The 19,011-nt window shown below is 60.6% G+C and carries 16 protein-coding genes; 13 read left to right on the plus strand and 3 right to left on the minus strand.

Annotated elements, in window-relative coordinates; genetic code table 11:
• Positions 1 to 93 precede the first annotated feature (93 nt).
• The 3 genes from AC3WOG_RS09185 to AC3WOG_RS09195 all read left to right on the plus strand — a co-directional run bounded on the left by AC3WOG_RS09185 (position 94) and on the right by AC3WOG_RS09195 (position 5,396).
• On the plus strand, positions 94 to 1,365 hold the full coding sequence (locus AC3WOG_RS09185) for a YeaH/YhbH family protein (protein WP_492577690.1): 1,272 nt from the start codon (positions 94 to 96) through the stop codon (positions 1,363 to 1,365).
• Positions 1,362 to 3,077 (plus strand): SpoVR family protein, encoded by a 1,716-nt coding sequence (locus AC3WOG_RS09190; protein WP_492577691.1) that lies wholly within the window; start codon positions 1,362 to 1,364, stop codon positions 3,075 to 3,077. The genes AC3WOG_RS09185 and AC3WOG_RS09190 overlap by 4 nt, the downstream gene beginning before the upstream one ends.
• A 1,014-nt stretch (positions 3,078 to 4,091) precedes the next feature.
• Positions 4,092 to 5,396, plus strand: a complete 1,305-nt coding sequence (locus tag AC3WOG_RS09195; RefSeq protein ID WP_492577692.1) for an MFS family transporter — start codon at positions 4,092 to 4,094, stop codon at positions 5,394 to 5,396.
• A 117-nt stretch (positions 5,397 to 5,513) separates the two neighbouring features.
• Here AC3WOG_RS09195 and AC3WOG_RS09200 read toward each other — a convergent pair whose 3' ends face one another.
• A complete protein-coding gene (locus tag AC3WOG_RS09200) occupies positions 5,514 to 5,735 on the minus strand; it encodes a hypothetical protein (protein WP_492577693.1) in 222 nt (73 codons plus the stop codon).
• 327 nt (positions 5,736 to 6,062) lie between these two features.
• Here AC3WOG_RS09200 and AC3WOG_RS09205 point away from each other — a divergent pair, with 327 nt between their 5' ends.
• The 3 genes from AC3WOG_RS09205 to AC3WOG_RS09215 all read left to right on the plus strand — a co-directional run bounded on the left by AC3WOG_RS09205 (position 6,063) and on the right by AC3WOG_RS09215 (position 8,409).
• Entirely contained in the window at positions 6,063 to 6,875 is an 813-nt protein-coding gene (locus tag AC3WOG_RS09205) for an ABC transporter substrate-binding protein (protein WP_492577694.1), read from the plus strand.
• 80 nt (positions 6,876 to 6,955) lie between these two features.
• Entirely contained in the window at positions 6,956 to 7,681 is a 726-nt protein-coding gene (locus AC3WOG_RS09210) for an amino acid ABC transporter permease (protein WP_492577695.1), read from the plus strand.
• A gap of 2 nt (positions 7,682 to 7,683) precedes the next feature.
• Entirely contained in the window at positions 7,684 to 8,409 is a 726-nt protein-coding gene (locus tag AC3WOG_RS09215; RefSeq protein WP_492577696.1) for an amino acid ABC transporter permease, read from the plus strand.
• Between the two features lie 20 nt (positions 8,410 to 8,429).
• On the opposite strand, the gene AC3WOG_RS09220 is transcribed toward AC3WOG_RS09215, so the two are convergent.
• Complete coding sequence (locus AC3WOG_RS09220) at positions 8,430 to 9,476, minus strand: glycosyltransferase family 2 protein (protein WP_492577697.1); 1,047 nt, start codon at positions 9,474 to 9,476, stop codon at positions 8,430 to 8,432.
• A 977-nt stretch (positions 9,477 to 10,453) separates the two neighbouring features.
• Here AC3WOG_RS09220 and AC3WOG_RS09225 point away from each other — a divergent pair.
• The 5 genes from AC3WOG_RS09225 (at position 10,454) to AC3WOG_RS09245 (ending at position 15,681) form a co-directional block, all read left to right on the plus strand.
• Complete coding sequence (locus tag AC3WOG_RS09225; protein ID WP_492579749.1) at positions 10,454 to 11,416, plus strand: ABC transporter substrate-binding protein; 963 nt, start codon at positions 10,454 to 10,456, stop codon at positions 11,414 to 11,416.
• Positions 11,417 to 11,485: 69 nt separating this feature from the next.
• Complete coding sequence (locus tag AC3WOG_RS09230; RefSeq protein WP_492577698.1) at positions 11,486 to 12,532, plus strand: Rieske 2Fe-2S domain-containing protein; 1,047 nt, start codon at positions 11,486 to 11,488, stop codon at positions 12,530 to 12,532.
• A 2-nt stretch (positions 12,533 to 12,534) separates the two neighbouring features.
• On the plus strand, positions 12,535 to 13,368 hold the full coding sequence (locus tag AC3WOG_RS09235; RefSeq protein WP_492577699.1) for an ABC transporter ATP-binding protein: 834 nt from the start codon (positions 12,535 to 12,537) through the stop codon (positions 13,366 to 13,368).
• Positions 13,369 to 13,460: 92 nt separating this feature from the next.
• Complete coding sequence (locus AC3WOG_RS09240) at positions 13,461 to 14,222, plus strand: ABC transporter permease (RefSeq protein ID WP_492579750.1); 762 nt, start codon at positions 13,461 to 13,463, stop codon at positions 14,220 to 14,222.
• A gap of 10 nt (positions 14,223 to 14,232) precedes the next feature.
• Positions 14,233 to 15,681, plus strand: coding sequence for an isoxanthopterin deaminase (locus AC3WOG_RS09245; RefSeq protein ID WP_492577700.1), 1,449 nt, complete (start codon positions 14,233 to 14,235; stop codon positions 15,679 to 15,681).
• Positions 15,682 to 15,709: 28 nt separating this feature from the next.
• Here AC3WOG_RS09245 and AC3WOG_RS09250 read toward each other — a convergent pair whose 3' ends face one another.
• On the minus strand, positions 15,710 to 16,597 hold the full coding sequence (locus tag AC3WOG_RS09250) for a LysR family transcriptional regulator (RefSeq protein WP_492577702.1): 888 nt from the start codon (positions 16,595 to 16,597) through the stop codon (positions 15,710 to 15,712).
• 102 nt (positions 16,598 to 16,699) lie between these two features.
• Here AC3WOG_RS09250 and AC3WOG_RS09255 point away from each other — a divergent pair, with 102 nt between their 5' ends.
• Positions 16,700 to 17,689 (plus strand): zinc-dependent alcohol dehydrogenase family protein, encoded by a 990-nt coding sequence (locus AC3WOG_RS09255; protein ID WP_492577703.1) that lies wholly within the window; start codon positions 16,700 to 16,702, stop codon positions 17,687 to 17,689.
• Positions 17,690 to 18,757: 1,068 nt separating this feature from the next.
• A complete protein-coding gene (locus AC3WOG_RS09260; protein ID WP_492579751.1) occupies positions 18,758 to 19,009 on the plus strand; it encodes a DUF1488 family protein in 252 nt (83 codons plus the stop codon).
• The last annotated feature ends 2 nt before the right edge of the window (positions 19,010 to 19,011 follow it).

Here is a 19,011-nt window from a genome sequence, read left to right on the forward strand (position 1 = left end):
GAGGCGCAAGCTGCATGGACATAGCGTTGTGTTTGTAGACATGCATATGCAACGTGCGTCTCGCGCACTCGAAATTAAAGCGGGAGACCGGGCGTGCTTCATCAAATCATCGACCGCAGGTTAGCAGGCAAGAACAAGAGCATTGCAAATCGCGAGCGCTTTCTGCGCCGCGTTAAGAACTATATTCGTCGCGCCGTTTCGGAGGCAGTGCGCGACCGGAGCATCAAGGATATTCAGAACACCCAGAGCATCACCATTCCGCGCAAGGACATTGCGGAGCCGTCGTTCCGTCACGGTCCAGGCGGCAAGCGGGAAATGGTGCATCCGGGCAATTCCGACTACATCCGCGGCGACAAGATCCAGCGACCGCAAGGCGGCGGTGGCGGAGGCGGGGGCAATCAGGCCAGCAACGAGGGCGAGGGTCAGGACGACTTCGTGTTCGAACTGAGCCGCGAAGAATTCATGCAGTATTTCTTCGACGATCTCGAACTGCCGCGTCTCGTCAAAACCCATCTGATGGCCGTGCCCACGTGGAAAAGCATCCGCGCCGGCTGGGCGGCCGAAGGTACACCGAACAATATCGACGTGGTCCGTTCGCTGCGCAGCGCGCTCGGCCGCCGCATCGCACTCGGTGCGCCGCTCGTCAATCAGTTGCACGAGATGGAACGGCAGCTCGAAGTGATGAAGGCCGATCCGGACGATCGTCGCGAAGACATCAAAGTGCTCGAAGAGGAAATCCACCATTTGCGCGGGCGCATCTGGCGTATTCCCTTCATCGATCCGTTCGATCTGCGCTATGTGAACCGCGTGAAGCAGCCTACGCCGTCCAGTCAGGCCGTGATGTTCTGTCTGATGGATGTGTCCGGTTCGATGGACGAGCAGCGCAAGGACCTCGCCAAGCGCTTTTTCATCCTGCTGTATCTGTTCCTGAAACGGAATTACGAGCGCATCGAGGTGGTGTTCATCCGTCACCACACGCGTGCTGAGGAGGTCGACGAAGACACCTTCTTTCATTCGACCGAAAGCGGCGGCACGGTGGTGTCAAGCGCGCTGGAGCTGATGCAGAAGGTGATGGAGGCGCGCTATTCGCCGACTGAATGGAACATTTACGGCGCTCAGGCCTCGGACGGCGACAACTGGACGGACGATTCGCCAAAGTGCCGCAAGATACTCTCGGATGACATCCTGGAGAAGGTGCGCTATTTTGCGTATATTCAGGTAACGCCCGAAGAGCAGAATTTGTGGCTCGAATATGCGCAACTGGCCCTGAGCCAGCCGCACATGGCGATGAAAAAGGTCGAGACCGCGGCCGATATTTATCCGGTGTTTCGCGAGTTGTTTGAAAAGCAGGTGGCGTCTTCATGACGACAAAGCACTTGCACAACGGAGCGCGCGGCTATCAGCCGGAGCGTGGGAAAGGCGTGCCGCAGCGTCAGTCGGGGCATGCCGAGGCCGGGGCGGACGATACTGGAACCGCCGCAGCCGGAGCAGTGGATGCCGCTGCAGCACGGGGACACACCGGAACGCCCACTGAGGGGCAAAGGGAAGTCCGTATGAACGTAGCCGATAGACGGCCTCTGCCGTGCCCGTCCGACTGGACCTTCGAATTGATCGAAGAGTACGACTCGCATATTGCTCTTGTTGCAGAGCAATATGAACTCGACGTGTATCCGATCCAGCTGGAACTTATCAGCGCCGAACAGATGATGGACGCTTACGCGTCGGTCGGCATGCCGGTGAATTACCGTCACTGGTCGTTTGGCAAGCACTTTCTCTCCACCGAAAAAAGCTACCGTCGCGGGCAGATGGGACTGGCGTATGAGATCGTCATCAATTCGAATCCTTGCATTGCGTACCTGATGGAAGAGAACACGATGACGATGCAGGCGCTGGTCATCGCGCACGCGGCGTACGGGCACAACTCGTTCTTCAAGGGCAACTATCTGTTCAAGCTGTGGACGGATGCGCACGCGATCATCGATTACCTTGTCTATGCGAAGAACTACATTGCGGAGTGTGAGGAACGTTTTGGGCTCGACAGGGTGGAGGAACTGCTCGACTCGTGCCATGCGCTGATGAATTACGGCGTGGACCGTTATAAGCGGCCGCAGAAACTCTCACTGGAGAAGGAGTTCGCGGCGCGCCGCGAGCGCGAGGCGTACCTGCAGTCGCAGGTCAACGAACTGTGGCGTACCTTGCCGACCCGGCACACGCCGCTGCCGGAGGAAATCGAGGGGCGCTATCCGCCGGAGCCGCAGGAGAATCTGCTGTATTTCGCCGAGAAAAATTCGCCGCTGCTGGAGCCTTGGGAGCGGGAAGTGATCCGCATCGTGCGCAAGGTGGGCCAGTATTTCTATCCGCAACGGCAAACCCAGGTGATGAACGAAGGCTGGGCGACGTTCTGGCACTACACGTTGCTCAACACGATGTACAACCAGGGCAAGCTGGAAGACGGTTTCATGATGGAGTTTCTCCATTCGCACAGCAATGTGGTCTACCAGCCGCCGGTGACCAAGCCGTACTACAGCGGTATCAATCCGTATGCGCTCGGTTTTTCGATGATGAGCGATATTCGCCGGATCTGCGAAGCGCCGACGGACGAGGACCGCAAGTGGTTTCCGGAGCTGGCCGGCAGTCCGTGGTTGCCCGCGATGCACTACGCGATGCGCAATTTCAAGGACGAGAGTTTTGTCGCGCAGTATCTGTCGCCGCATTTGATTCGTGAAATGCGCCTGTTCTCTGTGCTCGACGATGATATGCGCGATGCGCTCGAGGTGTCCGCGATTCATGATGACAGTGGGTATCAGTACGTCCGGCAGGCTTTGTCGCGGCAGTACGATATGCATCATCGGGAGCCGAACATCCAGGTGTGGGCAGTCAACACGCGTGGCGACCGGAGTTTGACGCTGCGGCATTTTATGAGCGATAACCGGCATCTGTCTTCCGATAGCGATGAGGTGCTTAAGCACATGGCCCGGTTGTGGCAGTTCGATGTGTATCTTGAGAGCGTCGATGAGAATGGCACCGTCCGGAAACGGTATGAATGTCGGTATGTGCCTCCGGCGGTTAGAGTTTGATGTTTTTGCCGCGTAGCGGAGGGGTTTTGTTGATCTCTTTGCCTTCGCGGCGCTTATCTCTGTGTGCCTGCGGCGTTGGCCTTTCCTTGCTTTCTTTTTGGTTTATTAGCGTTCCCCCTGTGCGGGGGAGCACCTACTTTTCTTTGCCTGCCGCAAAGAAAAGTAGGCAAAAGAAAGCGGCTCAACCCGCTAGTTCTTAAGTGGGTCCCCTGGCTTGGAGGAGGTAGTGGAGCATCTGGAATCGGTGCTCCCGCACACTCCGCGCTGGTGACAAGGCAGTCATTCTTCCGGCGGCGCTACGCGCGCCGTAGCGGTACTTCGAAAATCACTCGCTAGTGTCGGCGCTTGTGCTTGCCGTGCCGCTGGTCCGCACATGGATAGGCTTGCGCTCGCCGTAGCGCTGTGGCCGGTACATGCATAGGCTAGTGCTTGCCGTAGCGCTGTGACCAGTACGAGCATAGGCGTGCGCTGCCGCAGCACGATCGCCGCTCATCTGTGTATATCGGCGCCTCGCCGAGGCGAAGCCGATGGCCCCCACCAAAGCGAAGCCACTGGTGTCCCTTGCAGACCGTTCCGGCGAGCGCGTAGTGCGAGGCGGGAAGGATGACTGCCTTGTCACTCACGTCGAATGTGCGAGGGCCCAGATTCCAGATGCTCCACTATCTCCTCCAAGCCAGGGGACCCGCTTAAGCGCTAGCGGTGTGAGCCGCTTTCTTTTGCCTACTTTTCTTTGCGGCAGGCAAAGAAAAGTAGGTGCCCCCCCGCACAGGGGGAACGCTAATAAACCAAAAAGAAAGCAAGGAAAGGCCACCGCCGTAGGCACAACAACCAATGCCGCCGCCAAAGGCAAAAAAACCACTACCTTCATTCCCGCACCAGCGACGACAACAAACCCCATCTTCCCCTTGCAATTCTGTAAAATCCGCGCACGCGCGCCATGTCCACCGCATTGCGTGTATTGAAAGCGGCGCTACGACCGCTTCCTCCGTTTAAAAGACAAGGAAAGACAACAGCATGACCGACCTAACCGACCAAACCGTGGCCTCGGCGCACGACACTCGCCGCCGCATCTTCGCGATCGTTGGCGCTTCATCGGGCAATCTAGTCGAGTGGTTCGACTTCTACGTGTACTCGTTCTGCGCGCTGTACTTCGCGCCAGCGTTCTTCCCAAACGGCAACACCACCACGCAGTTGCTCAACACCGCCGGCGTGTTCGCGGCCGGCTTCCTGATGCGTCCGATCGGCGGCTGGTTCTTCGGGCGTCTCGCCGACAAGCACGGCCGCCGTACCGCGATGATGATATCGGTGTTCATGATGTGCGGCGGCTCGCTCGTGATCGCCGTGCTGCCTACCTATGCGCAGATCGGCGCATTGGCGCCGGCGCTGCTGCTGGTCGCGCGTCTATTCCAGGGCCTCTCGGTGGGCGGCGAGTATGGCACCAGCGCCACCTATATGAGTGAAGTCGCGCTCAAGGGGCGCCGCGGGTTCTTCGCATCGTTCCAGTACGTCACGCTGATCGGCGGCCAGTTGTGCGCGCTGCTGGTGCTGGTGGTCCTGCAACAGACGCTCTCCACGGAGGAACTCAAGGCGTGGGGCTGGCGCGTGCCGTTCGTGATCGGTGCGGTGGCGGCGCTGGTCGCGCTGTATCTGCGTAAATCGCTCGACGAAACCACCACCGCCGAATCGCGTCAACGCAAGGAAGCCGGCACGCTGCGCGGTCTCTGGCTGCACAAGGGCGCGTTCATGACGGTGCTCGGCTTCACGGCCGGCGGTTCGCTGATTTTCTACACCTTCACGACCTACATGCAGAAGTACCTGGTCAACACGGCCGGCATGCACGCGAAGACGGCCAGCAACGTGATGACCGCGGCGCTCTTCGTCTACATGGTGATGCAGCCCGCGTTCGGCGCGTTGTCGGATCGCATCGGCCGGCGTCGTTCGATGCTGTTCTTCGGCTTCTTCGCGACGATCGGCACGGTGCCGCTGCTGCACGCGCTGAAAGACGTAACGAGCCCGTATGCGGCCTTCGGTCTGGTGGTGGTGGCGCTGGCGATCGTCAGTTTCTATACGTCGATCAGCGGGCTGATCAAGGCCGAAATGTTCCCGCCGCAAGTGCGCGCGCTCGGCGTCGGGCTCTCGTATGCGGTGGCCAATGCGATCTTCGGCGGCTCGGCGGAGTACGTCGCGCTGTGGCTGAAGTCGGTGGGCAACGAGTCGATGTTCTACTGGTACGTGACCGCGCTGTGTGCGATCGCCGGTCTTGTGTCGCTGCGGATGCGCGATCCGTCGAAAGAAGGGTATCTGCGTAACGAGCCTTGAAGCTCGAACTGCACGCTTGAGCCATGATTGAGAACGGCGGTCCGGAGTAACCCGGCCGCCGTTTTGTTACGGCGTCGCCAAACCGGGTTATGCCGAACCAGAGGCGAGGGCGCCCACTCACGCCACCACGATCTCCGTCCCCAACGCATGCAGCAGATCGCGCAGCGCCTCGGCCTGCGCCATCTTCGCGTCGCTGCGCAAATGAATCTGCAACGCTCGCCCCGCGATCCCATCGACAGGATGCGCGAGCCACAACTCCACCGCGAGCCCCAATCCTTCCGGCTGATTGACGACAACCGGCTCGATCACGCGCGGCTTGAAACAGGCACTGTCGGACATGGCGAACAATCTCCGAGGCTGATGAGTTTGAAGTTCATCCTAATCAACCGCACGCGCCGGACCAAGCGACAAATACGCGTTTGCTAATCAGCGGATGCTTAGCAGAAAACGCGCTTATTACAGGAGCATTTCTTGGTTCAGTGGTGGCGCCGCCACTGCTAATGTGGCGGCCATGCGTCGATAGCGGGTTGCATTGCGAATGTTGCACTGTGCGGTTCGCACTGCGGGTTTCAACCCGGCTGTTACCCAGCTGTTACCCGGATATCACGAGGACGCATCCGTTTCTGAAACATTGCATAGGCACCACACCTCAAGAGGCCCATAAAAATGAAATCGAAAACGCTCGCTGCATGGGTCATGGGGCTGACGATGGCGGTGTCGAGCGTCGCGCACGCCGACCGTCTCGACGACATCAGGAAGGCCGGCGTGCTGCGCGTCGCGACCTTCGACAGCAATCCGCCGTTCGGTTACGTCGACGCGACGAGCAACCACATCGTCGGGCTCGATGTCGATTACGCGAAGGCGCTCGCCGACAAGCTCGGCGTGAAGCTCGAACTGCAACCGACCAACCCGGCCAACCGCATTCCGTTCCTGACGTCGAAGAAAGTAGATCTCGTGCTCGCCAACTTCACGATCACCGACGAGCGCGCCAGCCAGGTCGATTTCAGCATTCCGTATTTCTCGTCGGGCCAGCAGTTTCTGGCGAAGAAGGGCGTGCTGAAGTCGGCGGACCAGGTCAATAGCTTGCGCGTTGGCGCCGACAAGGGCACCACCAACGAAATCACGCTGCGCGAGAAATTCCCGCAAGCCACCATCGTCGCGTACGACGACACGCCATTCGCGTTCGCGGCTTTGCGCGCGGGCAACGTGCAGGCGATCACGCAAGATGGTCCGAAGCTGGTCGGTTTGCTCGCCAACGTGCCGGACAAGCAGAACTACGAGATTCCGGCGTTCACGATTTCGAACGACTACATGGGCGTCGGTATTCCGAAGGGCGAGACACGGCTCGTCAGTTTCGTGAATGACACGCTGAAGGGACTCGAAGCCGACGGCTCGGCGGCGAAGATCTACAACCGCTGGTTCGGCCCGCAAACGAAGACACCGCTCACGCGCATCTTCAAGATCGGCGACAAAACCTGAGCGCAACTGCGCAGCATGGGTAATAAACGGGCACGCTCAGAGCGTGCCCGTCGGCGTTTTCAAACGAAGCAGGTTTAACGATGCAAGCGTGGCTCGCTCCAAAGTATCTAACGTGGTTGTGGCAAGGCTTCGGCGTGACCGTCGGGCTCGCATTGACGGCGGCGCTCGCGGCCACTGCGTTCGGCTTCGTGCTGGCGATTGCGCGCCACGCGCGCTACCGCTGGTTGCGTCACACGACGGCTGCTTACGTAATTGCGTTTCGCAACACGCCGTTGCTGGTGCAACTGTTCTTCTGGTACTTCGGCGCGGCCACGCTGATGCCCGACGCGCTGATGCAATGGCTGAACACGCCGCATAGCGTGCGTATCGGCGCGTATGCGTTGCGCTGGCCGTCGTTCGAATTCGTCGCGGGCTGGATAGGGCTGACGTGCTACACGGCGGCCTTTATCGCCGAGGAATTTCAGGCCGGTTTGCGCGGTGTGCCGGTTGGTCAACATGACGCGGCAGCCGCACTCGGCCTCACGCCGTTGCAGGCATTCCGCTATATCGTGTTGCCGCAAGCAGTGCGCATCTCTCTATCGCCGCTGTTCGGTCAATACATGAACCTCGTGAAAAATTCCTCGCTGACAATGGCGATCGGTCTCGCCGAATTGTCCTATGCGTCGCGCCAGGTCGAGACCGAAACCTTCAAGACTTTCGAGGCGTTCGGCATGGCGACCGTGTTGTATATCGCCGCCATCGCGTTGATCGAAGCGGTCTCGCACACGGTGGCGCATCCGCGTGACCGTTCATTGGCGAGGCGCTAAACATGCAATGGTCGCTGCTCGCCAATAACCTTCCCTATCTGCTGGTCGGCGCATTTCCGCAAGGACCGCTCGGCGGTGCGGCGCTCACGCTCGTGCTCGCCTTGAGTTCCGCGCTTCTATCGGCCGTGCTCGGCGTGGCCGGGGGCATTGCGTTGGCGCTGGCCGGGCGTATCGTGCGCGTGCCGTTGCTGCTCGTGATCGGCTTCTTTCGCGCGATTCCGGTGCTGATGCTGATCTTCTGGACGTACTTTCTATTGCCGATCGTGTTCCATGTCGACGTGCCCGGCCTCGCGACGGTGGTCTGCGCGTTGTCGCTGATCGGCGGCGCCTATCTGGCGCACTCGGTGCACACGGGCATTCGCGCGGTCGGCGACGGCCAATGGCAGGCGGGGCTGTCGCTCGGACTCACGCGAATGCAGGCATTGCGCTACGTGTTGCTGCCGCAGGCGATGCGCATCATGGCGCCTTCGTTCGTGAATCAATGGGTGTCGCTGGTGAAGGACACGTCGCTCGCGTATATCGTCGGCGTGGGCGAATTGTCGTTCGTCGCGACGCAGGTAAGCAACCGGCTGATGGTGTATCCGGCGCAGATTTTCCTGCTCGTCGGCTGCATCTACCTGGTGTTGTGCACGGCGCTCGATCGCGTCGCCACCTATGCGCTGACGCGGCGAAAGCGCACCGTTCGACCATTTGCGCCTGCTGCCGCGCAGGCATTGCCTGGAGACTGACAGCAGGCGTTGCCGCACGCCTAGATGAGTTCGGAGCGATCTGTGACAGCGGTTGGATCGACGACAGCAGCGGGCGCCGCTGCCACCGCCACCGCCCGCTGCCGCCCAGCCGCCGCCGCACGCGAGAGCATCAGCAAGTGATAGTAAAGCCGCATGTTGAAACCATAGTTGTACGCGAACAGATGGGTGAGCGCGATCTTCAAGCCGAGCAGCGGCTCGCGATTCTTTGCATAGACCGAAACGACGATCGGCACGAGCCGGCGCAATGCCAGTTTGCGCGACGGCTCCAGTTGCGGCGGGAGTTTCAGCGCTTTCACGAACGCATAGGCGGTGACGGTTGCCGCGATCGTCGTGCCACGCGTGCTGTGCGAAATCGAGGTCGCCGTCTTGCGATAGACCGACACGTATTCGTGCAGATAGAACACCTCGCGCGCGGCGAGACAGAGTTCGGTGCCGAACACGAAATCGCAGCACATGCCGTACTCTTCCTTATAGCTGATCCGCTTCACGAGTTCCGCGTTGGCCATCCAGCCGTTGTTCGGGAACATCTGGATCAGCCCGGTTCTGCCGGGCAGCGGCTGCAGGCCTTCCGCGTCCCTGGTGCGTCGAAACGCGGTGTTCAGGCGCGTGCTGGCGTCGAAGTCGATGGCGCCGGTGTGATCCGCCTCGTACTGATCGGCGAACGCCACTTCGAGCTGTGGATGAAGCTTCCATAGCGACACCAGCTTTTCGATGCCGTCGGTCGCGAGGAAGTCGTCGTCGTGGATCAGCAGGATCTTGTCGCCGCTCGCCCGCTTGAAAAGGCTCGCGACATTGCGCGCCTGGCCGAGAGACGGCTGGTTCCGCTCATAGCAGATGCGCGGCTCGTTCGGATAGCGCTGCGCGATCAACTGCTGGGTGCGGTCGTCGTTTGAATCGTCTCCGATCACAATCTCCAGATTGCCGTACGTCTGCGCGAGACACGAATCGATGCACTCCGCGATCAGTTCTGGCCGATTGTAGGTCGGCAGGCAGATTGAGACTTTTGGGGAGGGATGCGAGCTGGACGAGGTTGAGAGGGTGAACATGACCGTCTCCATTCTTATCTGTTGAGGGGCGGCAGCCGGTTCGCTTTGCGCGCACATTGCTGCATGCAGCAAAATAGTGCATCGCTTTAAAAAAATAATCAGTAATAATTCGGAAAAAATGTCTTCCCTCTGAAAGGGCGCCGAAGGGTGAAATGCTGCGGCTTTGCCGCGTAACCGGCAGCAAAGCCGCTTGCTTATTGATTCTGGAGCTATTTTCGACTGGCTGACGGGGTTTCGCCTTATTTGTTTTTTTTCAACTTGCTAACGGTTCATCCTGGCCGCTTTTTTACCTGGACGAGTGGCGGGCGACTGATTGCGCCCTCGTCGCTGCGTTCCGGCAGCTTGCTCTTCCTATTGCCGCCGTGGAAGGTGCACTGGATGCACTCACGCAGTGCCGACCCGCTTCGCGTGAGTGCAAAATTCCGGTGCATCGGCCGTCGCGTGACATCCCAAAACGCTCGCATTGCCGCGTCCTATGGTGCTTCGCAGCAACTGGCACAACATTCGCTTAAAGGAGAATCAGAGTAGAAGCGGCTAGCGAGCCGGCATGAAAGTGCCGGTCATCGTGGGGCATTGCTCTTGGGGCGCATCGTGCGCCCACGTCGAAGCGATTCGGCGTTTGAACGGAACCGTCCGGTTCCGCCAACAAGGAGCGTGCGATGCAGTTGCCCCAATTTTTCACCCGACTGTTGTGCGTCCTTGCCATTGCGCGAGGCGATCTGCGTTCGTCCGCAGGTCAAGTGCTGCGCGCACGTTGCACGGGTCACGTCGACCGCTCCTTATCGCTTTGCCTTCCCACTATCCCCACGCTCACACGGAGTTCAGTCATGCGCGTTTTGCGTCTTCTTTCTCGCGTTGCTCGCATTTCCCGCGTTGCCATTGGCGGCCGTTCGCTTTGTTCCTCATTCGGGTCCTCATTCGGGTCCCCATTCGGAGCCTCATTTGGGTCCTTAGTTGGGTCACTAGTTGTTGCTCGCATCGCGAGCGCCGCCACGCTCGCCGGCGTCGCGCTCGCTGCACCGTTGGCTCACGCCGACGATCACGTGACGCTGCTGACAAGTTGGTACGCGCAGGCCGAACACGGTGGTTTCTATCAGGCCGTGGCGACCGGCATCTACAAGAAGTACGGGCTGGATGTCACGATCAAGATGGGCGGCCCGCAAGTGAACGGCATGCAATTGCTGGCGGGTGGCCAGGCTGACTTCCTGATGGGCTACGACTTTCAGGTGCTCTCCAGTGTCGAAGCTGGCATTCCCGTCACCACGGTTGCTGCCGCGTTCCAGTTCGACCCGCAAGGCATGATGACGCACGCCGACGTGACGAGTCTCGCGGGCCTGAAGAACAAGACGATCCTCGTCGCCGGCTCGGGCCGCACGACCTGGTGGCCTTGGCTCAAAGCGAAATACGGCTACACCGAAGCGCAAGCGCGTCCGTACACGTTCAACCTGCAACCGTTCTTTGCCGATCAGAACGTGGCGATGCAGGCGTATCCGTCGTCGGAAACTTTTCAGGCCGGGCAGGCCCACGTGAACGCGCACTTCTTCCTGTTCGCCGACGACGGTTATCCGCCGTACAACTCGACGATCGTGACGATGCGCGACACGCTCAAGAACAAGCCGGACGTGGTGGCGCGTTTCGTGAAGGCATCGATGGAAGGCTGGAAAAGCTATCTGAACGATCCTGCGCCGGCTAATGCGCTGATCAAGAAAGACAACCCGCAGATGAGCGACGCGCAACTCGCTTACGGCGTCGCGCAACTGAAGAAACTCAAGCTCGTCACCGGCGGCGATGCGGCCACGCAAGGCATCGGAACGATGACTGACGCGCGCTGGAAGAAGACCTTCGACTACATGGTCGACGCGAAGCTGCTCAAGCCCGCTACCGATTATCACAGCGCCTACACGTTGCAAATCATCCAGAACGCGAAGGTCATGCCCTAAGGGTTGCCCTTAACGCATGCACCGCATGCACCACACGAATGCCTGGACGCTTGAAGAAGGAGTTTCTCCATGCTGGTCACCCGTCAAAAAGTCTTGCGCCGCTTCTGGTACGCAATCATGCCGATGACGCAACTCGATGCCGGCCCGCAGCCGTTCACCTTGCTCGGTGAGCCGATCGTGCTGTGGAAGGGCGCAGGCGGCAAGCCGTACGCGTTGCGCGATCGCTGCTGCCACCGGACGGCGAAACTGTCGAAGGGTTTTGTCGATAGCGACGGCAACATCGCCTGCGGTTATCACGGCTGGACCTACGACTGCTCCGGTCAATGCGTGAAGATTCCGCAGAACGGCGGCGGCGCGATTCCGTCGCGCGCGATCGTGCAGTCGTATCACTGCGAGGAACGCTACGGCTACGCGTGGGTCGCGCTCGAAGATCCGTTGCAACCGATCCCTGCGTTTCCCGAAGACGGCGCACCCGGTTATCGCCGCATCCTGCAGTTCTACGAGCGCTGGCAAACGAGCCCGCTGCGGATGATGGAAAACTCGTTCGACAACTCGCACTTCAGCTTCGTGCACAAAGCCAACTTCGGTCTGTTCGACAATCCGAAACCGTCGAAATATGAATTCCGTCTGCACGAATGGGGCTTCGAGGCCGAGACGCATGTGCCGGTGCGCAATCCGCCGGCCAGCTATCGCATCACCGGCACGACCGAGGAAGTCACCGAACGTCATCTGATCAACCGCTGGTTCATGCCGTTCGCGCGCCGCTTCGGTTGCATGTATCCGGCGAGCGGCATCCATCACATCATCTACAACTGCGCGACACCGATCGACGATCGCACGATGATGCTGTCGCAATGGCTCTATCGCAACGATACCGAAGACGCGTGTTCGATGCAGGAGCTGATCGACTGGGATCGACCGATCACCGACGAAGACCGCGACATTCTCGAAGCCACCGACTACGACGCATGCATCGACGTGCGCCGCCAGCATGAGTGCCATATGGAATCGGATCAGCCGGGTTTGCTGATGCGCCGCATGTTGCTGAAGCTGTTGAACGACAACGGCGAAGCCGAGGTATTTCGCGAAGTGTTCCCCATTCAAACGGAGGAGTAGTCATGGTGCCGACTGAAACCTATTCCCCTAAAGCTCCGGTACCGTTGCTGTCGGTGCAGCGCGTCGACAAGCGCTATCCGAACGGCACGGTCGCGCTCGAAGACGTGCGCCTCGCGATCGAGCCGGGCGAGTTCATCTCGCTGCTCGGGCCGTCCGGTTGCGGCAAGAGCACGCTGCTGAAGATGTTCGCCGGCATCGAAACGCCGACGCACGGTCATCTGCGCTGGTGGGGGCAATCGTTCGACACGGTCGGCTCAAAAGGGCGGCGCATGTCGATGGTGTTCCAGGAGGCCACGCTGATGCCGTGGGCGACGGTCGCCGAGAACGTCCGCTTGCCGCTCGACCTCGCCCATGTAGCACGCCGCGAAGCGGATGCGCGCGTGGTCGAGGCGCTGGAAGGCGTGGGTCTCGCGAAGTTCGGCAAGGTGTTGCCACGCGAGTTGTCGGGCGGTATGCAGATGCGCGCGTCGCTGGCGCGCGCGCTTGTCACCGAGCCCGATCTGCTGCTGCTCGACGAGCCGTTCGGCGCGCTCGACGAATTCACCCGCAACCGCCTCGACAGCGATTTGCGCGCACTATGGCAGCGGCGCGGCATGACGGTGGTGTTCGTCACGCACAGCATTTACGAAGCGGTCTATCTGTCGAGCCGGGTGGTCGTGATGCAGGCGCGGCCGGGCCGCGTCATCGCCGAAGTACCGATCGACGCTCCGCTCGAACGCGACGATGCGTACCGCGTCAGCGAGCCCTTCATGCAGCATTGCAAGACGCTCTCCGAGTTGATTACCGATGCGCACCGCGCGTCGTTTGAGAACGAAGAAACAGGAGTGCAATCATGACAGGCGAAGTGCTTGCGCGTCATTCGGCCAACACCCAGCGGAACGCGTCGGCAGCGAAGCCCGCGCGCCGACCGTGGTTGCAACATCCGGGCATGACGAAGGCGATCGCGCCGTGGGTTGTCGGCGTGATCGTGCTGGCGCTATGGCAGGGCTGGTGCGTACTGTTCAAGGTGCCGGTGTACCTGGTGCCGTCGCCGTCGGCGATCGTCAGTGAACTGGTGCAGGACGCGCCTTTGCTGTTCGGCAGTTTGCTCGCGACGTTGAAGATCACGTTGCTGGCGTTCGCACTTGCCACTGCGCTCGGCGTCGTGATCGCCTTGCTGTTCGTGCAGAGTCCGCTGATCGAGGCGAGTCTGTTTCCGTATGCGATCCTGTTGCAGGTCACGCCGGTTGTTGCGATTGCGCCGCTGATCATCATCTGGGTCAAGGACATGAACGTCGCGCTGGTGTTGTGCGCCACGCTCGTCGCGTTGTTCCCGATCATCTCGAACACGGCGCTCGGTTTGCGCAGCGTGAATCCCGGCCTTATCAACCTGTTCAAGATCAACCGTGCGACCCGCTGGCAGACTTTGCTGCGTTTGCGGATTCCGAGCGCGTTGCCGTATTTCTTCGGCGGTTTGCGGATTTCCAGCGGCCTGTCGCTGATCGGCGCGGTGGTGGCGGAGTTCGTCGCGGGGACGGGCGGCAGTGGTGCCGGGCTCGCGTATCAGATTCTGCAAGCCGGATTCCAGTTGAATATTCCGCGGCTGTTCGCGGCCCTGCTGCTTATTACCGTGACAGGCGTGGTGCTGTTCGCCATCACGGCGTGGGTGTCGCGCATCGGTTTGCGCGGCTGGCACGATAGCCAACTTTGAGCTTCCTCTCATGACTACCTCCGACACGAAGCACTCCACGCTGATCCGCAACGCCGCCGCCATCATGACCGGTGGCCGTGGTTCGACTGACGATCCAGCGCGCGTGAATGGTCCCGACATTCGGATTGTCGGCGATACGATCGACGCGATCGGCGCGTTGAGTCCGCGGCCGGGCGAAGCGATCGTTGACGCCACCGATTGCGTGATCTACCCGGCGTGGGTCAACACCCATCACCATCTGTTCCAGTCGCTGCTCAAGGGTGACACGGCCGGTCTCGATGCAACGCTCACGCCGTGGCTCGCCGCGACGCCGTATCGCTTTCGCGCGCTGTTCGACGAACGGCGCTTCAGGCTCGCGGCGCGCATCGGCCTGATCGAGTTGGCGCGCTCGGGTTGTGCGACGGTGGCTGATCACAACTACGTCTACTACCCGGACATGCCGTTCGACAGCTCGGCGATCCTGTTCGAAGAAGCGGAAAAGCTCGGCTTGCGTTTCGTGCTGCTGCGCGGCGGCGCCACGCAAACGCGGCAACTCGAAGCCGAATTGCCGACGGCGTTGCGGCCCGAAACACTGGATGCATATGTCGCCGATATCGAACGGCTTGCGGGCGAATACCACGACACTTCTCCGCGCGCGATGCAGCGCGTCGTGATGGCGCCGACCACCGTGCTGTATTCGATCTCGCCCGCGGAGATGCGAGAGACGGCAGCGGTGGCGCGCCGGCTCGGTCTGCGTCTGCACAGCCATTTGTCGGAGACGGTCGGCTACCAGGACAGCGCGCATTCGATGTACCGGCAATCGCCGGTCGCCTTCTGCGGCGAGCACGACTGGCTCGGCAACGACGTCTGGTACGCGCATCTGGTCAAAGTCGACGCCGACGAAATCGCGATGCTCGCGCAAACGGGCACCGGCGTCGCGCATTGTCCGCAGAGCAACGGGCGGCTGGGCAGCGGTATCTGTCCGGTGCGCGAGATGGCGGACGCGGGTGTGCCGGTGTCGATCGGCGTCGATGGCGCGGCGTCGAACGAAGCGGCCGACATGATCTCCGAAGTCCACATGACGTGGCTTGCGCAACGTGCGCGGCGCGGGATGATGGCACAGCCTAAGTTCCGCGGCGGCAGCTTCGAAGGCGGGGCGAATGCGGCGAGCATCGCCGATGTGATTCACTGGGGCACTACGGGCGGTGCGCGGATCATGGGGCTGGACGAAGTCGGCAAGATCGCGCCGGGCTATGCGGCGGACCTGGCGATCTACCGGCTCGACGATCCGCGTTACTTCGGTTTGCACGATCCGGCGATCGGGCCAGTGGCGTCGGGCGGCAGGCCGTCACTGGCGGCGCTGTTTTCCGCGGGCAAACGTGTTGTCACCGACGACCAGGTCGACGGCGTCGATCTGAAGGAGTTAGGCCATGAGGCGAGGGTGGCGGTGCGTGAACTGCTCGCCGAGGTGGCTGGCTGAACGCACGCGCGGTGGGCGGCAGGCACATTCAACCGAACGTCGCTACGACGAAATCGATGAAACTGCGCAACTTGGGTGTCGATTTCCGATCGGGCGAGAACAGGATATGCATCGGCCGCGACGGCGATTCATAGCCCGGCAGCACTTGGACGAGCCGACCGCTGGCGAGGTCTTCATCGAGCATCTCGCGCGGCTGTTGAATGATGCCGAGGCCTGCCAGCGCCGCGCTGCGCAGCGCCTGGCCGTTGTTGATCGAAAGGCGGCTCGTCACTCGCACGGTGTGCGGTCCCTGCGCGTCCGTGAATTCCCATTCGCGCATCGGCGGGCGCGCCCAGTATGCAAAACCCAGGCATTCGTGTTCGACAAGATCCGCGGGCCGCACAGGCGCACCACGCTCTTCCAGATAAGCGGGCGACGCGCACGCCACCAACCGGTACGGCGCGAGCGAACGTGCGATCAGCCGCGAGTCCGGCAGCGGCGCAATTCGCACCACCGCGTCGAACCCTTCATCGACCAGATCGACGATGCGGTCGCTCAGCGTCAGATCGATATCGACTTCCGGATACTGCTTCATATACCGCGCGAGGGCCGGCGTGAGACTGTGCGCGCCGAAGCTTACCGGCGCGTTGACTTTCAGCGTGCCGCGCGGCGCTGCCTGCAAATTGGCCGCCAGTGCTTCCGCCGCGTCAGCTTCCACCAGCACCGCCTTGCTGCGCTCGTAGAAGGCACTGCCTGCTTCGGTCAGGCTTTGACGGCGCGTGGTGCGGTCGATGAGCCGCATGCCGTAGCGCGCTTCGAGAAAGCGGATGTGCTTGCCGACCATCTGCGACGAAAGCCCTAATGCGGCCGCCGCAGCAGCGAACGAGCCAGTTTCGGCCGCCTTGACGAACACCGCCATGCTGGTAAGTCGATCCATGATTGGAAACCAGATGTTTTGATAGATGGATCAAAAGCGCGATTTATCGCCGTAATGGTTCGAATTATAGTGAGTTCATACCTAACCTGTTGGAGAGTGAGCATGCCGCGCATCGTACGAATTCATGAAAACGGTGGCCCTGAGGTGCTGAGGATCGAAGACGTGGAGGTCCCGCCGCCGGGTCCGGGTGAGATTGCGTTGCAGGTCAAGGCGCTCGGCCTGAACCGTGCTGAATCCATGTTCCGTTCGGGGCATTACGTCGAGAGCCCGGTGTTTCCGGCGCGCCTTGGCTACGAAGCGGCGGGGATAGTGAGCGCGCTTGGTGCTGGGGTGACGAACGTGGCGCTCGGCGACCACGTGAGTGTCATTCCGCCTTTGTCGATCACGCGGTGGGGCATGTACGGCGAGGTCGCGACCGTGCCGGCCGAGATGGCGGTGAAGCATCCGGCGTCGCTGAGTTGGACTGAAGCCGCGGCGATCTGGATGCAGTATGTAACGGCATGGGGCGCGCTGATCGACATAGCGAAACTTCGAGCGGGCGATGCGGTGATCATCACCGCGGCCTCGAGCAGTGTTGGGTTGGCGGCGATCCAGATCGCGAAGATGGTCGGGGCGACTTCCATTGCGACGACGCGGACGCGGGCCAAACGGGATGCTTTGTTGGCCGTCGGTGCGGATTATGTGATTGCTACTGCTGAAGAGGATTTAGTTGCGCGAGTGCGTGAGATTACGGGCGGCAAGGGCGCCCGGGTTGCGTTTGATCCGGTTGTTGGGGCTACGTTTGCGCAGCTTGCCGAGGCGATGGGCGAAGGTGGGATTCTGTTTGAGTATGGCGCGCTGAGTGCCGAGCCGGCGGCGTTTCCGCTTTTTCCAATTCTTTCGAAGGGGTTGACCGTTCACGGTTACCAGTACAAACAGATCGTACGGGATCCTGAGCGACTTGCCATGGCCAGGAAGTTTGTGCTCGATGGACTCGCTACTGGGGGGCTGGCGCCCGTGGTTGATAAGGTTTTTTCGCTTGATCAGATTGTTGAGGCTCATCGGTATCTTGAGTCTAATCAGCAGTTTGGCAAGATCGTGGTGACGGTTTGATTTTTTTGTCTACGCGGCGCTTATCTCTGTGCGCCTGCGGCGGTGGTTTTTTCTTTTGTTTTTGGTTTATTAGCGTTCCCCCTGTGCGGGGGGCACCTACTTTTCTTTGCCGCCGCAAAGAAAAGTAGGCAAAAGAAAGCGGCTCAAACCGCCAATTCTTAAGCGGGTCCCCTGGCTTGGAGGAGGTAGTGGAGCATCTGGAATCGGTGTTCCCGCACACTCCGCGCTGGTGACAAGGCCGTCATACTTCCGGCGGCGCTGCGCGCGCCGTAGCGGTACTTCATTGAACCGCCGGGTGGTTTGGGCGTTCGGCGTTACTTCACAAAACCGCCCGCCGGTTTGGGCGCTCGGCGTAACTTCACAAAACGGCCTGTCGGTTTGGACGTTCGGCGGTACTTCGCAAAACCGTCTGCCAGTTTCAACGTCGACGTTTCGCCCGCATAGTGGCTCGCACTCTCAAACTTCGGCACTTCGCCGAGGCGAAGCCTTTGGCCCCGACCGCGTGCAAACGAAGAGCCGCGGGTTTTCCCGGCAGACCGTTCCGGCGAGCACGCAGTGCGAGGCGGGAAGGATGATGCGGAAAGCGCGTACGCCCCATCGGTTTTGAGAAGCACCGCGGCGGCGCGCGCAGCGCCGCCGGAAGGATGACGGCCTTGTCACCAGCGCGGAATGTGCGAGAACACCGATTCCAGATGCGCCACTACCTCCTCCAAGCCAGGGGACCCGCTTAAGAGCTGGCGGTGTAAAGCCGCTTTCTTTTGCCTACTTTTCTTTGCGGCCGGCAAAGAAAAGTAGGTGCTCCCCCGCACAGGGGGAACGCTAATAAACCAAAAACAAAAGAAAAAACCACCGCTGCAGGCGCACAGAGATAAGCGCCGAGCAGGCAAACAAGATCAAGGAAAGGCCAACCCCGTAAGCACACAGCTAAAAAGCGCCGAGCAGGCAAACAGCCAATGCCGCCGCCAAAGGCAAAAACCCCCATATATCAATACACTTACAATCGATCTCTTGACCGCCGAAGGCATTCAGCGCACCGTGAAGAAGAACAAACCGCCGCGGAGCGCGGAAATGACCCTTAACTTCCCAAACCCGAGCCGAAGCTACGACGCCTTCCATCATTGCGTCAATTTCTGGGGCTACGACAACGCACGTGAGATAGCCTTCGCCGTCAACGATTCGGTGATTTCGAATCTGAGCCCCAATGTGGGTTCCGACGAACCAGCCGTGCTGGCGGCCTTTGACCGTCATCGCGAGCAGATTCTTACGCTGGCCAGAGACCTCTACGTCGGCGGTCCGCAAAATCGCTACACGATTTCTTGATA

Source organism: Paraburkholderia sp. FW306-02-B (genome assembly GCF_058782725.1).

Excerpts from the sequence above, each read along its gene's own strand:
- AC3WOG_RS09190 (WP_492577691.1), top strand. The coding sequence starts at position 1,362 with ATGACGACAAAGCACTTGCACAACGGAGCGCGCGGCTATCAGCCGGAG.
- AC3WOG_RS09195 (WP_492577692.1), top strand. The coding sequence starts at position 4,092 with ATGACCGACCTAACCGACCAAACCGTGGCCTCGGCGCACGACACTCGC.
- AC3WOG_RS09200 (WP_492577693.1), bottom strand. The coding sequence starts at position 5,735 with ATGTCCGACAGTGCCTGTTTCAAGCCGCGCGTGATCGAGCCGGTTGTC.
- AC3WOG_RS09205 (WP_492577694.1), top strand. The coding sequence starts at position 6,063 with ATGAAATCGAAAACGCTCGCTGCATGGGTCATGGGGCTGACGATGGCG.
- AC3WOG_RS09210 (WP_492577695.1), top strand. The coding sequence starts at position 6,956 with ATGCAAGCGTGGCTCGCTCCAAAGTATCTAACGTGGTTGTGGCAAGGC.
- AC3WOG_RS09215 (WP_492577696.1), top strand. The coding sequence starts at position 7,684 with ATGCAATGGTCGCTGCTCGCCAATAACCTTCCCTATCTGCTGGTCGGC.
- AC3WOG_RS09220 (WP_492577697.1), bottom strand. The coding sequence starts at position 9,476 with ATGTTCACCCTCTCAACCTCGTCCAGCTCGCATCCCTCCCCAAAAGTC.
- AC3WOG_RS09230 (WP_492577698.1), top strand. The coding sequence starts at position 11,486 with ATGCTGGTCACCCGTCAAAAAGTCTTGCGCCGCTTCTGGTACGCAATC.
- AC3WOG_RS09235 (WP_492577699.1), top strand. The coding sequence starts at position 12,535 with ATGGTGCCGACTGAAACCTATTCCCCTAAAGCTCCGGTACCGTTGCTG.
- AC3WOG_RS09240 (WP_492579750.1), top strand. The coding sequence starts at position 13,461 with ATGACGAAGGCGATCGCGCCGTGGGTTGTCGGCGTGATCGTGCTGGCG.
- AC3WOG_RS09245 (WP_492577700.1), top strand. The coding sequence starts at position 14,233 with ATGACTACCTCCGACACGAAGCACTCCACGCTGATCCGCAACGCCGCC.
- AC3WOG_RS09250 (WP_492577702.1), bottom strand. The coding sequence starts at position 16,597 with ATGGATCGACTTACCAGCATGGCGGTGTTCGTCAAGGCGGCCGAAACT.
- AC3WOG_RS09255 (WP_492577703.1), top strand. The coding sequence starts at position 16,700 with ATGCCGCGCATCGTACGAATTCATGAAAACGGTGGCCCTGAGGTGCTG.
- AC3WOG_RS09260 (WP_492579751.1), top strand. The coding sequence starts at position 18,758 with ATGACCCTTAACTTCCCAAACCCGAGCCGAAGCTACGACGCCTTCCAT.